This is a genomic window from Tumidithrix elongata BACA0141, from assembly GCF_036349135.1.
GTDB lineage: Bacteria > Cyanobacteriota > Cyanobacteriia > Pseudanabaenales > Pseudanabaenaceae > Tumidithrix > Tumidithrix elongata.
Map to the genome: position 1 here is coordinate 72,289 of NZ_JAZBJZ010000001.1, position 15,118 is coordinate 87,406.

Sequence of the window (15,118 nt, forward strand, 5' to 3'; positions counted from 1 at the left end):
TAAATTGCTACATGAATCCCCTGAATATTTTTTACGAAGAACCCGACCCCGATCGCTGGTTTATTGGAGATCGCTATCCTCGCCGCATCATCCGTCGCATTGTTCGTGGTAAGCCCAGACAAGGTGGACAAACTCGTGTCTTTCTAAATCTCTGTGCGGGTCTTAAGAAATTGGGAGTCCCCCACCGAATCAATGACTATAGCTATATCCAAAAACATCCCGATGAAATTGCTTGCATCATTGGTAAGCCCCATGTTTTAGACAAACGAAGATGGCAAAACCCGATTCTATTTGGTGCTTCAGTCTTTTCGCATCCCATTGACGACGCTCTACTTTTCGATCGCCTCCCAGTTCAAAAAGTCTTAGTGCCTGGTGAATGGATGCGAAAAATGTGGGAGTCTAATTATGGCGATCGCGTTCTGGTGTGGCCAGTTGGAATCGACACGGAAATATGGTTGCCGACACCACCTGAAAGAAAAAATATTGATATTTTGCTCTATGACAAAGTTAGGTGGGAATATGGAAGATACGATCGGGAACTTCTAACCCCAATCCGATCGCAACTTGCGCTTCGCAATCTCACAGTTACAGAGATTCGCTATGGTTTTTATCGCGAGGAAGAGTTTCACAAACTTTTACAACACAGCAAAGCAATGATCTTTCTTTGCGAACATGAAACTCAAGGCATTGCATACCAACAAGCCCTTTCCTGTGGAGTCCCGATTCTAGCTTGGGAGCGAGGCGGTTTTTGGCAAGATCCATCCTATTTTCCCCACAAGGTCAAGTTTGCCCCAGTTAGCTCCGTTCCCTATTGGGATGATACCTGCGGTCTTAAATTCAAAGATATCCAAGAATTTTCGACTCAATTAGATAACTTCCTTTATCAACTCAAACACCAACAATTTACACCTCGAAATTACATTCTAGAAAATCTTACCTTGGAAAACTGTGCCGATCGCTATATCAAGATTTTAGAGAAAGTCGAAAGCGAACAGACCTCTTTACAGTCAAGGGAAGTTCCTAAAAACATGAATGTCCTAGATTATCCCTAGATCCCATGAAACAGTTTCAGCCCCAATTAGAAGTTTCTAGTCGAGTCCAAGTCAATCAAAACCTTGAAGGTCTACGAGGGCTGCTCGCTCTTGCCGTTGGATTTAGCCATATCTTTGGAATCACCCATATTTTAGATTCAAACTACCATCCAAATGCATACTGGCTAAATGTTGGACAGGGTTCTGTTTTGATGTTCTTTGTTGGTTCTACCAAAAGTTATCCATCGCCCATATATGATTTAAATGACTGTAATGGTAAATATCCTGATTCTCATTTCTGGACATCTTTGTAACGCTCCCCGTCCCCAAAAGGAAGCTGAGACCCTAGCTAACGCTGGGTACAATGTCACTGTGCGAGGCTTTTGGTTTGATCCCAAACTCATTGAGCGCGACCGAAACATCCTAATTAATAAGTCCTTCCACTTTAGTCCCATCATCGATTTCCAACCTACCTATCGTTTTACGAACCTCAAGACCCGCATCCAAAGCCGATTTGCGAAGGTAACCTACCGCTATTTGGGTATCTTCTCTCCCAACTTGTTAGGGTATGGGGTCTTAGCTATGCTTAAGGTTGCGAGACAAGCCAAAGCCGATCTAACCATCGTTCATTCAGAAGCGGGATTGTGGATCGGAAGTCAGCTTTTAGACGAGGGTTTTCTAGTAGGAGTTGATTATGAAGATTGGTTTTCAGAAGATTTACTGCCTGAAGCCCGCATTAACCGTCCGATCGCAAAGCTAAAAGAGTTAGAGAAACGTCTGATCCAAACCTGTCCCTATTGCCTCACCACATCCTATGCTATGGCTGAGGCGATGGCATCTGCGTATCAAGCTCCTAAACCAACGGCAATCTACAATAGTTTCCCTTGGGCAGAGCGAAATCATCTCGATCGCCTCATCAAAGATCGAAAAAACTTAGCAATTCCTTCTCTACATTGGTTTTCCCAAACAATTGGGCCAGGACGTGGTTTAGAAATTCTCTTTCAAGCTTTGAATTTCCTCGATCTGCCAGTAGAAATCCATTTACGGGGCAACTATTCAGACAGTGCAAGGAAATGGTTGGAAGCACTTATCCCAAAAGCCTGGTGCGATCGCATATTTATTCATGCCACAGTTCCCAATGCTGAACTCCTCTCAAGGATTGCCGAGCATGATATCGGCTTGGCGTTAGAAATACCCTTCTGTTTAAGCAGACAATTTACGATAACGAACAAACTGTTTCAATACCTACAGGCTGGGCTAGCTATCGTTGCGACAGATACAGATGGACAAAAAGAAATCATGTCTCAATATCCTAGAATTGGATACTTGATTTCTCCCATTCCAGAGGATCTTGCTAACGCGCTCAACAAGTTATTGAGCAACCCTGAACGTTTAGCTGTTGCCAAAAATGCTTCGTTACAGGCGGCAAAAGAGAAATTTTCTTGGGAATATCAAACTCAAGCGATTCTTGAAAGGGCTAATTTAGCTTTAAATCGTGGGTAAAAGATTACGGTTTATAAGGCATGTGGCATGGCTTGTCTAGACGAGAAGTGGAATTTGGGGGCAAAAGGGGTGGTAGCGATCGCGCTAGGAAAAGACAATATGGATAGGAAAAGACAATGGAAAATTATCTTCACTAGTACAACTCAAATACATGGTATCCCCATGCGGGTAGATCGAGATAGAGGTCGGAGGAATCTATACTTCCGCGATCGCTGGTTTCAGAGCCAATTAAATCTTTGCGTTGATAGATCCGATCGCCAAGGTTCGACCAAGGGAGTACCACGTAACATTGGCTCTGGTGGGGCGCGTAGTTAACTACTGCGATCGCGCGTTTCCTATCTTTGTCTTGCCAAGCAAAGGCAATAAAGCAGTCCCACGTCCAATTACCCTCCCAAGCTGGCTTGCATTCCAGCAATTGCCAATCTCCTTGGCGAAATACGCTCAGATGAAGAACCTCAAGGAGCCGACTGTAAAAGGCTTGCAAACTTAGATCGATCGCTTGTTCTGGGGCTCGACAGAGGTGGACGGAAATTTTCTGTTGCCATCCTTGCAACTGTCCCTGATGGAAGAAGCGCAAGCCGGGGCAGAAGTAGGTTAATATCGCCGCCGCCTGATGGATACCTAGAGGGAAAGTGGCAGCAACGCGGGGTTCATCGTGATTTTCTAAAAAACGGGCGGATTTTTGCTGATAATCGGGGGCAGCCCAGAAATGTTCCCTGACGGGATGCGCGTGTTGCTCTCGCAAGCGATCGTACAGGCGTTTGTCATAGGTGTAGTCAAATCCTTGCTGTTGCAGCGTCCACTCCAAATCCCAGTACACTTCTGCCATAAAGATAAAGTTGGGATGCTGTGCCTTCACCTGCTGGGTGGCTTTCTGCCAAAAGGGTGCGATCGCAATTCCCCAAGTTCGTTGAAAGATTTCTGGTAACACCAGCATTGCCATATCGCAGCGCAAACCATCACACCATTGCGAGATTTTTAACAATTCCTCAATTAGTGCTGTCTGTAAACCTAGATCGCCGTAATTGAGCTGCAGCGTATCGGGCCAACCGTCAAAGTAGGGATCGCGACCGTAAGCCAAAATTGTCGAACATTTGGGTAAGTCTACCTTGACGTAGTTTTGCGGCTGCTCCGCTAGCAGGGCTTTCGTACCGAGGACGTAATATTCTGGATGCTCCTGCACCCAAGGATGATCGGGGGCGGTGTGGTTGGGAACGAAATCTAACATCAATTTGAGTCCCCTTTGATGCAGGCGATCGCGCAGTCGAGCTAATGCCTCTGGTTCTCCCAAACTAGGATTGAGCCTGTAGCTGGTAATCGCAAACCCAGACCCACAGATGTCCTCTTCTTGCAAGTCTGGTAAAAGTTCGCGATATTCTGCTAACCATTGGGGGTTAGCGCGAGAGATTTTGCGGCCTACTTCTCCAATTTGCCATACACTGAGGAAGTAAATCCAATCAAATCCCAAATTCGCCAGTTCGTCGAGTTCGGCATCGGGAATGTCGTCTAGGGTGGCGGGACGACCGATTTGGCGAGACAGTCGCTTGAGCCAAACGCGGGTGTTGATTTGATACAGTGATGGATAAAGAGGTCTATTCATAAGTGCATGGCATTGGAAAAAGAGACCGACTGGTAGGGATAGAAGGGGGCAACCACGGGGGGATTGCCCCTACGATAATTATTTCCCTACTGTTTTCTTGATCGCTTCCATTTCTGCATTTGCGCCAGAGGCGATCTCTTGGGTGACATCACTCATTGCCTGAATGATGCGAGCGACACAGCCCGTCCAGCCTGTCTGGTGACTGGCTCCAATCCCTGCGCCATTGTCACCGTGGAAGTATTCATAGAACAGGATTAAATCCTTCCAGTGGGGGTCGTTTTGGAACTTTTCCGATGCGCCATAGGTGGGACGATGACCATTTTTATCGCGCAGGAAAATGCTCGTCAGTCGTTCGCCTAGTTCCTGAGCGACTTCGTACAGGGTCATGTACTGACCTGAGCCAGTCGGGCATTCGATCTTAAACGAGTCACCGTAAAAAGAATAGAGGCGTAGGAGTGCCGAAAAGAGCAATAAATTCACGGGCATCCATATGGGGCCGCGCCAATTGGAGTTACCGCCAAACATACCTGTGTTTGAATCGCCCGGCAGGTAGTCTACGCGAAATTCTTGACCGTTGTGATAGAACACAAATGGATGTTCGCAATGGTAGCGGGAAAGCGATCGGATGCCGTGGGGACTAAAGAATTCGCTTTCGTCCAACATCCGCGCAAGAACGCGGCGCAATTTTTGCTCGTTAAAGATCGATAGCATATACCGACCTGCGGCACTGGGCTGGTCGGGCATGTGCATATTCGCTGTGAGTTCGGGGCGACGGCGTAGGAATGTCTGTGCGCGTTTGAGGAAGTTTGGTAATTTCGCAATGTCGCTTGCTTCAAAAACGGAGACAGCGGCGAGCGGTAGAAGTCCCACGAGCGATCGCACCTTTAAACGCATCGCCTGACCGTCGGGCAATCGCAAGACATCGTAAAAGAACCCATCCGCTTCATCCCACATCTCATCTTTGAGATCTCCCATGCGATCCATCGACCCAGCGATCAAAATCGTATGCTCGAAGAACTTGCTGGCAAATTCTTCGTAGAGAGGGATGTGAACCGCCAGTTCGACGGCAATCCGCAGCATTTGCTGGCTAAAAAACACCATCCAAGCCGTACCGTCTGCCTGTTCTAGGTGTCCGCCTGTGGGCAGGGGCGAACTGCGATCGAACACGCCAATGTTATCCAGTCCTAAGAAGCCTCCCTCAAAGACGTTATTCCCTTCACGATCCTTGCGATTGACCCACCAAGTAAAGTTGACCAGCAGTTTAGCAAAGGCATATCTGAGAAAGTCCAGATCCCCTTTGCCATCATTCCGTGCCTTGTCGGCTAAATAGGTTTGCATGGTGGCATAGGCATGGACAGGCGGGTTGACATCGCCAAAGTTCCATTCATAGGCGGGGATTTGACCGTTGGGGTGCAGGTAGTCATTCCGCAGCATCAAATCTAATTGGACTTTTGCAAATTCCGAGTCCACAATCGACAGGGGCAGCATATGGAATGCCAAATCCCAAGCGGCAAACCAAGGGTATTCCCACTTGTCTGGCATGGAGATAATGTCATCGTTGTACATATGCGCCCAATCGCCGTTACGAATTTTCTTGCGTTGCGTAGAGTCAACGTTATGTTCGTCTAGCCACTTATCGACATCGTAGTAGAAATATTGCTTTGTCCACAGCATTCCCGCCAGCGCCTGACGCATGACATTGGTGCGATCGCGATCGGCTTGGACTTTGACTGGCGTAATCGCGGCATAGAAGTCATCGGCTTCCTGTAAGCGTGTTTTAAAAACGGCTTCAAAGTCGGCAAAGGGAGCGCTCTTTTGGGCGGGTGCGGTGCGAGACAGTCGCAGGCGAACCACTTGCGTTTCTCCTGCCCCTACGCTCAATGGATAGTGAGGAGAAGCTTTTGTTCCCATCTGAGCGGGATTGACAGCATCTCTCTCTCCATGAATGAGGTAATTGTTAATCCCATCTTTGACGTAGGGACTGGCATTGGGTGTGGCAAAGAGATGGGCATTGTTAGTTTCATTCTCTGTAAATAGCAGCGGAACGTTGCCTTCAGCGTAGAGATAGTAGTCCTGAATCCATTCCTGAAATGTGGCATCGGTATGATGGGCGTGGATGATGCTATCCCCTACGTTCCCTACCTTTTGCAGGATGGGCTTAGAACTGCCATCAGCCCAAGACCAAGTATTGCGGAACCAGAGGGTTGGCAATAGGTGCAGCGTAGCGGCTTCGGGTCCGCGATTGGCGACGCTAATTTTAATCAGAATGTCTTCGGAATCGGCTTTGGCGTATTCGAGAAAGATATCGAAATAGCGGTCTTCGTTAAAAATGCCCGTATCGAGCAGTTCGTATTCCAATTCGTCTCGACTGCGCTGTCGGTTGGTTTTTACCAAATCCTCGTAGGGATAAGCCGCCTGCGGATACTTGTACAGATATTTCATGTAGGAGTGCGTGGGCGTGCTATCGAGATAGAAGTAGTACTCCTTCACGTCTTCGCCGTGGTTACCCTCGCTGTTGTTGAGCCCAAACAATCTTTCCTTGAGAATGGGATCCTTGCCATTCCATAGCGCTAAGGCAAAACAGAGAACCTGATGGTCGTCAGAAATGCCTCCCAATCCATCTTCTCCCCAGCGATAGGCACGCGATCGCGCTTGGTCGTGGGAAAAATAATTCCAAGCATCGCCGTTATCGCTGTAGTCTTCGCGCACAGTGCCCCATTGACGTTCGCTCAAATAGGGTCCCCACTTTTTCCAAGGAATGTTGCGTTGTGTCTCTTGCAGTCTGCTTTGTTCGGCTGTCATAAATTGTTCTTGGGTTGGTTCAAGATAATTAAAGATTTAGCTGGCAAGTGGAAACTTAAGGCATCCTATGAAAGTAACAGCTTTATGGCATTACCCCCATGAATATGAATATTATCTAGCTTTTTTGATCGAAATGAGACAAGATAATAAAATTACTGAGATACTTGCCTGTAGTTTGTCCGAAATCAAATTATCTCTATTATTCAGATTAGTAGATACAAGTTAGATGCAAATTAAAAGTAGTCAGCCTCTAAACAAAAATTTCGATTTCCACCTCAGCAATTCCTTTTGGGATACTTACCGCCGCTGGTCTCCTGATGTGCTTGAATTCCGACTGGGGATAATATTTTGAACCCCGTAACGATTCATAAATCTCACGCGATCGCGCTTTCCAGATTGAGATATTAACTTCAATGATATTTACAAATGAGGAGATCAACCCATGCGATTTCGATTCCCAGCTCTATTTGGGGCTTTAGTACTAGCGATCGTCGCACTAATCGCACTCATAGGCTTTACCCAGAGTCCAGCACCGATGAACGCGCAAACGCTTCAACCTAACAGCATTCTGTTTGAGAACGTTCGTATTTTTAACGGCATCTCCGACCGACTTTCCGAGCCATCTAGTGTTTTGGTGGTTGGCAACAAAATCAAAACAATTTCCCAAAATTCGATTTCCCCACTATCAGACACGAAAAGGATTAATGGCGATGGTCGCGTGCTGATGCCTGGACTGATCGATAACCATACGCACCTGTTTATGGCGGCCACCAGCAAAGAAGACCTACTCTCTCCCAGCACCACACCTGAAATCATATTTAAGACTGCACAAACCGCAGCAAAAGATATGCTACTGCGCGGCTTTACCAGTGCCCGTGATATGGCTGGTCCCGTGTTCGAGTTAAAGAAGTTGGTTGATAAGGGTGCGATTGTGGGCCCGCGCATCTACCCTTCGGGTGCGATGATCTCGCAGACGAGCGGACATGGTGACTTCCGATCGCTCAAGGAACTACCCAGATCGGCTACTACACCGCTCAGTCGCGGTGAAGTGTATGGCGTAGGTACAATCGCAGACGGTGTGGATGAGGTTCTGCGTCGAACTCGCGAGCAATTGATGCAGGGGGCGACTCAGATTAAACTGGCGGCAGGTGGCGGTGTATCATCGGACTACGATCCCCTAGATGTCAGCCAGTATACGGAACCAGAATTTCACGCCGCTGTCGAAGCCGCAGCAAACTGGAACACCTACGTGACGGTTCATGCTTACACGCCGATCGCCATCCAGACAGCAATCCGTGCTGGCGTCAAGTGTATCGAACACGGTCAATTGATGGACGACGCGACCGCAAAGATCATGGCTGAAAAAGGAATCTGGCTGAGTATGCAACCGTTTCTCGACGACGAGGATGCGATTCCGTCTGCCGAAGGATCGCCCAATCGCATCAAACAATTGCAAGTGACTAATGGTACTGACAATGCCTATAAATTGGCGAAGAAATACAATCTCAAAACCGCTTGGGGTACAGACACCCTATTTGATGCCAAGTTAGCCACTCGTCAAGGCGCACAGCTTGCGAAACTAGTTCGCTGGTACACGCCCGCTGAAATTCTGAAGATGGCAACCAGCACAAATGCCGAATTACTTGCCTTATCTGGCCCCCGCAATCCCTATCCAGGTAAATTGGGCGTCGTCGAGGAAGGTGCGCTTGCCGACCTACTGCTGGTGAACGGAGATCCGCTGACAAACATCAAACTGATCGAAGATCCAGCCAAAAACTTCGTCGCGATCGTAAAAGATGGAAAGATTTACAAGAATGCGCTCTCATAGCTTGTAACCGAAATCAAATCTAGATCTATTGCCAATTTAATTACAATTGGTTAGGACTTACGCAGAAATGCCTTAAAAACCTTGTTTTACTGTAGGGGCAATTCATGAATTGCCCCTGCATCTCGTCTTTTTGCATAAGTTCTATGGGTATAACCTCCATTGGAGGTGAGAGTTTTATGGGAAAAGTTTTTTCTATGCGAATAAGGCATTTTCTGGGCTGGGCAATATTGAGTTTCTCGATCGCGCTCAGCTTATGCGTTTGGAGTCCGATCGCGTTCGGTCAGATACCATCATTGCCCCAAACAAATACACCACAACTCCCGATGGGCGTGACGCGCCAAGGGTTGCTAGAGGTGACTGATGTAAAATTGGATGGGAAGGAAGTGTTGAAAATTGCCTCCCCCGCAGTCTTTAATCGCAATGAATTGGGCAATCAGATTCCCGTCGAGGTGAGAGCGCATCAAATCGAAGCCAATCTAGAGCAAATTCTAAACTCCAATCAATCTTCAGCCCTTGATTCACTTGGGAAACGATCTATATCCCTCGACCCACTGGGGGAACGTCCCACCCCTCTCGATCCAGACACCATTCAGGTGTTTAGCGAAACACTCAATCAGCAACCGTTGTTGTTTGCCAAAGATGCGAGTCTAGCGGAACCGAGGGTGCTATTGACGGTCACAGATATTGACGCTCAGTACTATGTCACAACAAAGGAACTCTTAGCAGCGCGTTGGCAAAAATCACTAGAGAAAGCATTACAACAGGCTTTGGAACTGCGTAAGCCAGAAGCCTTTAAACAGCAAATTAACGATGCAGTCAAAATCTCGATCGCGACGATCGCTTCCAGTATTTTGCTCTGGGTAATTTGGAAGGGATTGGGATGGCGAGAAAAAATATTGACGAAACATCTAGAAAGTCACGCGATCGCGCAGGTCAGCGATGAGACACTCGCGAGCAAAGCGGTTCACGAGTATAAACTTCAGTTGCTAGAGAACTTACGGCAACAGTTTAGCAGTCAAATCAACATTCAGCGGCGCTTGCAAATTGTGGGACTCCTGCGATGGCTGGTGTTTTGGGCAATTGTATTTGTTTGGGTTTGTGGCATTGCCGCAGCTTTATATCAGTTTCCCCAGACCCGTCCTTTTGCACTGGGCGTCGTGTCCACTCCCATTTTGATTTTGATTGTCTGGTTTGTTACGGGCTTCGCCAACCGCCTAACAAATCTGACGATCGACGGGCTGCTGCAAATCTGGGAAAAAAACACCCTAACGATTGAGAACTCCCAAAGGCGATCGCAGCGTCTGTCTACAACCGTGAATGCCTTAAAGGGAATGAAAACGGTCTTGATTTACTGCTTTGCGGTTGTTTGGGTTTTACAATTTCTCAACATTGCGCCCATCTCCTTACTGGCATTCGGAACCTTGCTGGCTTTAGCGGTCTCCTTTGGGGTACAGAACTTGATCAAAGATTTAGTGAATGGCTTAATGATTTTGATGGAAGATCAGTACGCTGTTGGAGACTATATCGTTATTGGTTCAGCGAGTGGGATTGTGGAAAATGTTAACCTGCGCATTACCCAGATTCGATCGGGTGATGGGCGATTGATCACGCTACCCAATAGCCTGATCGCCCAAGTTGACAATTTGACCAGCACCTGGTCGCGCAGTGATTTCTCGGTGGAGGTTGCCTACGATACAGATGTCGATAAAGCACTGGCAATTGTATTGCAAGAAGCGAAGCAATTAGCCAACGATCCAGCATGGGAACCCCAAATTCTCGATGTTGGCGAAGTTTTTGGCGTAGAGAAAATTTCCCATACAGGGATTGAAATCAAAATATGGATTAAAACACTACCCCTAAAGCAATTTGATGTAGCGCGGGAGTTGCGCCGTCGCCTCAAAATTGCCTTCGATCTTCACGGCATTCAAATTGGAATTCCACAACAGATATTGATAGAGCCTTCTCACGATGCGATCGACGACCTCCCTCAGAACAACCCACACCCGACACCACTCCCCAAAGATCCTACATAGCCTACTCAAAATCCTATCCTTTCGATAGATTTGTGACATTAGCAAAATCTTTACCTCTATTCGCGTTAAACTAAGAAAGGAGTTGGTTAGACCTTAGCTCTTTCCCATCGGGATAAGAATTCCTAAGGTTCTCGATCTTGTCATAATTCCTCCCATCTCTCCATAATCCCAAATCCACCTAGATAAATTCTATCTATCCAGAGAATTAGGGCGAGCACAGGGGCATCGCCTCTACCCAATTTTCGTAAGGCATTGGATGGTGCGTGCTCGCCCAGCTCCCTTGTAATCCCATTGTTTCACCCTAAAATCCTCATTCCGAATTCAAGTAAAGTCATGATTTACAGAAAATCCTCTCTGCTTTTCTCTATCTACCTTTGTCTCAGCCTTCCATCTGTCTCGGCATTCGCCCAATCGACACTAGTCCAGTCCACATTAGCCCAATCCACAAAAGCATCTTGGCTCGATCGCCCCTTGCAAAATTGGAATCGAGTCAATGGGAATTTACCCCAATTGCCTCGCCCTGCGACAGATAGTGGAGAGATTGACAAACGCTGCCTCAGCCAAGTGCGATCGCCGAGTAGCCCCGCAGAGGAAACGTTGGTGCGTCAAGGCTGGAAGCTTTACGGCTCGGTGCAGAGCTATGGTGAAACCCAAATTATCACGGCAACCTCTGGTTTTGATGGCATGTGCCGTCCGATGCAGTACCAATCTTTTGTATATTGGGAAGGCAGATATGCGGGTGCGCTCTCCCCTGTAGCTATGGACTCGCGCACCGATGGCGCGATCGCCAACATTCACCTAACGAGTCCCACCAATGTATTAACTGAGTTTAATCGATACCGTGCCTCCGATGCCCTCTGTTGCCCTTCTGGCAAAAGCTTTGTTACCTTTACGCTCAAGCCCGATGACGTTCCTGATTTAAAGCCTGTAAATGTCGGAGAATATCGCCCAACCTGTCCAAACAGCCAACAGCAAGCAGATGTTAACGCCAATGCCACGCTTTGGGGTAAGAAATGGAAGCTTGTCGAAATGAACGATCGCCCAGTCAAAGCCAGCGATGCCTATATCGAGCTAGATCGAGAATTGCGGCGATTTTCGGGTTCAGGTGGCTGCAATCGCATTGCGGGAAGTGTCAAGGTTGAAGGCTCAAAATTGAAATTCTCTCAGATTATCAGCACGAAAATGGCTTGTCTGAATGAGAATAACGTCGAGCCAACTTTTCTCAAATTACTAGAAACAACCACTCGGTTTGAAGTGGAAACGGATAAGCTACGTCTGTACAGTGGCGATCGCCTGATTCTTGTATTCTCGCGACAGGAAGCGCGTCAGACCCCACAAATTTCAAGCCTTAATTTCTCGCGTTAATAATGCTTGGCAGCGGGAATCGTCAGGGTAAAAGCCGTATGCCCCGCAGGTGTGCGATCTAGTTTGAGGTCGCCACCATGGGCGCGGGCAATTTCTTGGGATAAACTCAGTCCCAATCCAAATCCCTCCACATGGCGGGTACGGGCAGCATCGCCGCGATGGAAGCGATCGAAGATTTTGGCGCGATCGCTTTCAGGAATATCCTTGGAACGATTGGCGATCGTAATAAACACGAAATTACCATCCCGCCCAGATTTAATCCGCAGCCAGCCCTCGGGGAGATTGTATTTTATGGCATTCCCCATGAGATTCTGTAAAACTTGGGTCAACAATTCGCGATCGCCCTGCACCTGCAACCCAGCTTCAATTTGGACGTGAATCTCTAGATCGGGCGCTAGCATTTCAAGATCTTCTGCCATTTCGGATAGAACCTGCGATAGATCGATCTCGACCTTATGCACAGACATACGCCCCGCATCGGCAAGGGAGAGCAGCAAAAGTTTGCGGGTAATCGAGTTGAGCCGACGCACTTCGTCGAGCAGATTGCTTAGGCGTTGTTGAAATTCCGAACCCGCATCGGCTTCTTGGAGCGTACGTTCCAATTCTCCCTGTAAAATCGCTAAGGGAGTCTTGAGTTCGTGGGCGGCATCCGCACTAAAGCGAGATGCTTGGGTAAAGCTACGCTCTAAACGTTCCAGCATCTGATTGAAGACTTGCAGTAGTTCCACCAATTCTTCATCCGTACCCGCAATCGGAAGGCGTTGACTCAGTCCTTTTGCTGTGATGCGTCGAATGGTTCCCGTAATCTTTTCGATCGGTTTTAAAGCCCCTCCAGACATCCACCATGCCCCTAGCATGACTAAAAGTAGCGTCAAGGGAATCGTCAGGAAAAAGACATTACGAATTGCCCCCATTTCGCGATCGATGGTTTGCAAATTCACCGCGATCGCCATCCGCACAAAAGGAGAAGACACAGCCCCAATTCGCCAAGTTCCCGTGCTGGTTGTTTGGGTGACAAAACTAGAGAGTTTGCCTGCTTGTTCGACCGTCGGCGGCAGTCCGTCAGATGGCTTTAGCTCTGGAAGTTGTCCTCCAGATTTACTTGGGGATAATGGTTCCTTGCTATTTGGAGTTTGCCCTCCCGAGTTGATTTGTGGGGATGGCGAGAACGTGGCTGTGGGTGCAGGAAGTCCATCCAATGGTATCCCTTTGGAATCTATGCGTTGCTCTGACGGTTGTGGGGATGGAGGTGCGATCGTGGCTGTAGGCGCAGGGATTGTGGTAGGGGATGTCACTCTCACCGATGGAGTTTGCCCTGATGGCTGTGGGGATGGTTGTGAGGATGACGGTTGGCTTACGGGTGGCGATGGCTGCGGTAGAATTTGTCCTGACGGTTGGGGGGATGGCGGTCTAAATTGTGGTGGAGGCAGTCGGTCGGGTGGGGGTAGGGGTTGTGTCGGGCGGGTTTGTCGAGATTGTGTCTCTCGATCGGGAGGAGGGGGCGGTAATTGAGCGATGGGTTCGAGATCGGAATTCCAAGCAACCGATTGAAAGGACATGGTGCTGTTACCAGCAAACATCAGGGAAGCGCTCGGGAATTGCAGGTCATTTTTTAAGGAAGTCTGTTGTGGGAATAGAGCCTTGCGATCGAACTCGGAACTCCAGCTATCAGATTTATAGAGCGTTTTCCCCTCTGGGTCGATCGCAATCAGGGCGATCGCAGGCTGGGTATCTTCACCAAAAAAAGAGGAACGCGATCGCGCATAGGATTCCCAATGGGAAGTCGGTCTGGGGGCTGAAGCCTCTCGCAGTAACTGGTCTTTGATTTCGTTGTCAAGGCTGGAGAGTTTGGCTTGGTAAAACAGCAAAAACGAGAGAAAACTAAACCCCGCGATCGCCCCCCCTGCCAGTAGAGCCGAGAGCAAGGCAACCCTCAAACGGAAAGAATGTAGCCGAAAAGAAGGTAGTTTCACGATTTCATCTCAGGTTTGCGAAAACGATAACCGACTCCGCGCATACTTTCTAGGCAACCCGACCCGCCGACGCGATCGAGCTTTTTGCGAATGCGCTGAATGCAGACATCCACCAAATTGGTACTCGGGTTAAAGTCATAGCCCCAGATATGTTCGAGAATCTGCGTGCGGGTAAATACGCGCCCAGGCGATCGCATCAGGTATTCCAAGAGATTAAATTCGCGAGAGGTAAGTTCGACCGATTGTTGGTTGCAGGTGACTTCGCGGGTGATGCGATCGAGCTTAATTGGGTCAACGCTTAGAATATTTTGACGATCGCCCGAAATTCGCCGCACCAATGCGTGAATCCGCGCTACCAGCTCTTCGACAAAAAAGGGTTTGGCAAGATAATCATCTGCACCCAAATTTAGCCCCTCTAAGCGATCGTCTAGCTCGTTACGAGCCGTTAATAAAATCACGGGGACGTTACGCCCCTCGCGGCGCAGGCTTTTGAGAATCGCCAGCCCGTCTTTACCCGGTAGCATGATGTCTAGGACGATCGCATCGTATTCGCGATCGAGGGCGTACTGATAGCCATCGTTGCCATTGTCGCAATAGTCCACAACAAACCCCTGTTCCTTCAGACCGGCACAGACAAAGTTGGCAATTTTTAATTCGTCTTCAACGTAAAGGATGTGCATATGCAACCTATTTTACTGGCAGTCGCCGCCGCCAAAATTACAAAACTGTAATCAAATTGTGGCTTGAGTTGTCATCTTGAGGCAGCTTAATAGGGGATGTAGAACGTTTCTTTCACCTAAGCACAGGAATTACGCCACCCTTGCACGCTACCTCCTACACACATCCCATTTATCCGAGAGGTTCGATTCCCCTGCCCTATTGGGCATCCCCCTTAGTAAGGGGGACTTCGATTCTTCTCCCCCCTTTAATAAGGGGGCTGGGGGGGATCTAACCCCTAAGCGAAGCAAGAATTTATGCGATCG

Annotated in this window: 10 protein-coding genes; 6 read left to right on the forward strand and 4 right to left on the reverse strand. The window is 48.2% G+C overall.

The features are described 5' to 3' along the window. Positions 1–11: 11 nt before the first annotated feature. From V2H45_RS00295 to V2H45_RS00305, 3 genes are read left to right on the forward strand one after another with little or no spacing between them, the layout of a single operon-like run. On the forward strand, positions 12–1,052 hold the full coding sequence (locus tag V2H45_RS00295; RefSeq protein ID WP_330481599.1) for a glycosyltransferase family protein: 1,041 nt from the start codon (positions 12–14) through the stop codon (positions 1,050–1,052). A gap of 5 nt (positions 1,053–1,057) precedes the next feature. Continuing rightward, a complete protein-coding gene (locus tag V2H45_RS00300) occupies positions 1,058–1,345 on the forward strand; it encodes a hypothetical protein (protein WP_330481600.1) in 288 nt (95 codons plus the stop codon). Then, positions 1,305–2,534 (forward strand): glycosyltransferase family protein, encoded by a 1,230-nt coding sequence (locus V2H45_RS00305; protein WP_330481601.1) that lies wholly within the window; start codon positions 1,305–1,307, stop codon positions 2,532–2,534. The genes V2H45_RS00300 and V2H45_RS00305 overlap by 41 nt, the downstream gene beginning before the upstream one ends. 133 nt (positions 2,535–2,667) lie before the next feature. On the opposite strand, the gene V2H45_RS00310 is transcribed toward V2H45_RS00305, so the two are convergent. Next, positions 2,668–4,134, reverse strand: a complete 1,467-nt coding sequence (locus V2H45_RS00310; RefSeq protein WP_330481602.1) for an alpha-amylase family glycosyl hydrolase — start codon at positions 4,132–4,134, stop codon at positions 2,668–2,670. Between the two features lie 78 nt (positions 4,135–4,212). After that, positions 4,213–6,936 (reverse strand): MGH1-like glycoside hydrolase domain-containing protein, encoded by a 2,724-nt coding sequence (locus V2H45_RS00315; RefSeq protein WP_330481603.1) that lies wholly within the window; start codon positions 6,934–6,936, stop codon positions 4,213–4,215. Between the two features lie 442 nt (positions 6,937–7,378). Here V2H45_RS00315 and V2H45_RS00320 point away from each other — a divergent pair, with 442 nt between their 5' ends. From V2H45_RS00320 to V2H45_RS00330, 3 genes are all read left to right on the forward strand, one after another. Then, the gene (locus tag V2H45_RS00320; RefSeq protein ID WP_330481604.1) at positions 7,379–8,764 is read left to right on the forward strand and encodes a metal-dependent hydrolase family protein; all 1,386 of its coding nucleotides are present in this window, start codon (positions 7,379–7,381) and stop codon (positions 8,762–8,764) included. A gap of 176 nt (positions 8,765–8,940) precedes the next feature. Then, positions 8,941–10,797: a mechanosensitive ion channel family protein gene (locus tag V2H45_RS00325; RefSeq protein ID WP_330481605.1), complete on the forward strand. Its 1,857-nt coding sequence runs from the start codon at positions 8,941–8,943 to the stop codon at positions 10,795–10,797. Positions 10,798–11,130: 333 nt separating this feature from the next. Beyond that, positions 11,131–12,162 carry an META domain-containing protein gene (locus V2H45_RS00330; protein ID WP_330481606.1) on the forward strand — a complete coding sequence of 344 codons (1,032 nt, stop codon included), beginning with the start codon at positions 11,131–11,133 and terminating at the stop codon, positions 12,160–12,162. Here the strand turns inward: V2H45_RS00330 and V2H45_RS00335 are convergent. Then, positions 12,159–14,135 (reverse strand): sensor histidine kinase, encoded by a 1,977-nt coding sequence (locus V2H45_RS00335; RefSeq protein ID WP_330481607.1) that lies wholly within the window; start codon positions 14,133–14,135, stop codon positions 12,159–12,161. The two genes, V2H45_RS00330 and V2H45_RS00335, sit on opposite strands and share 4 nt — an antisense overlap. Next, positions 14,132–14,815, reverse strand: a complete 684-nt coding sequence (locus V2H45_RS00340; protein WP_330481608.1) for a response regulator transcription factor — start codon at positions 14,813–14,815, stop codon at positions 14,132–14,134. The genes V2H45_RS00335 and V2H45_RS00340 overlap by 4 nt, the downstream gene beginning before the upstream one ends. Between the last annotated feature and the right edge of the window lie 303 nt (positions 14,816–15,118).

Coding starts and splice junctions, on each gene's coding strand:
- V2H45_RS00295 (WP_330481599.1), top strand. CDS start 12: ATGAATCCCCTGAATATTTTTTACGAAGAACCCGACCCCGATCGCTGG.
- V2H45_RS00300 (WP_330481600.1), top strand. CDS start 1,058: ATGAAACAGTTTCAGCCCCAATTAGAAGTTTCTAGTCGAGTCCAAGTC.
- V2H45_RS00305 (WP_330481601.1), top strand. CDS start 1,305: ATGGTAAATATCCTGATTCTCATTTCTGGACATCTTTGTAACGCTCCC.
- V2H45_RS00310 (WP_330481602.1), bottom strand. CDS start 4,134: ATGAATAGACCTCTTTATCCATCACTGTATCAAATCAACACCCGCGTT.
- V2H45_RS00315 (WP_330481603.1), bottom strand. CDS start 6,936: ATGACAGCCGAACAAAGCAGACTGCAAGAGACACAACGCAACATTCCT.
- V2H45_RS00320 (WP_330481604.1), top strand. CDS start 7,379: ATGCGATTTCGATTCCCAGCTCTATTTGGGGCTTTAGTACTAGCGATC.
- V2H45_RS00325 (WP_330481605.1), top strand. CDS start 8,941: ATGGGAAAAGTTTTTTCTATGCGAATAAGGCATTTTCTGGGCTGGGCA.
- V2H45_RS00330 (WP_330481606.1), top strand. CDS start 11,131: ATGATTTACAGAAAATCCTCTCTGCTTTTCTCTATCTACCTTTGTCTC.
- V2H45_RS00340 (WP_330481608.1), bottom strand. CDS start 14,815: ATGCACATCCTTTACGTTGAAGACGAATTAAAAATTGCCAACTTTGTC.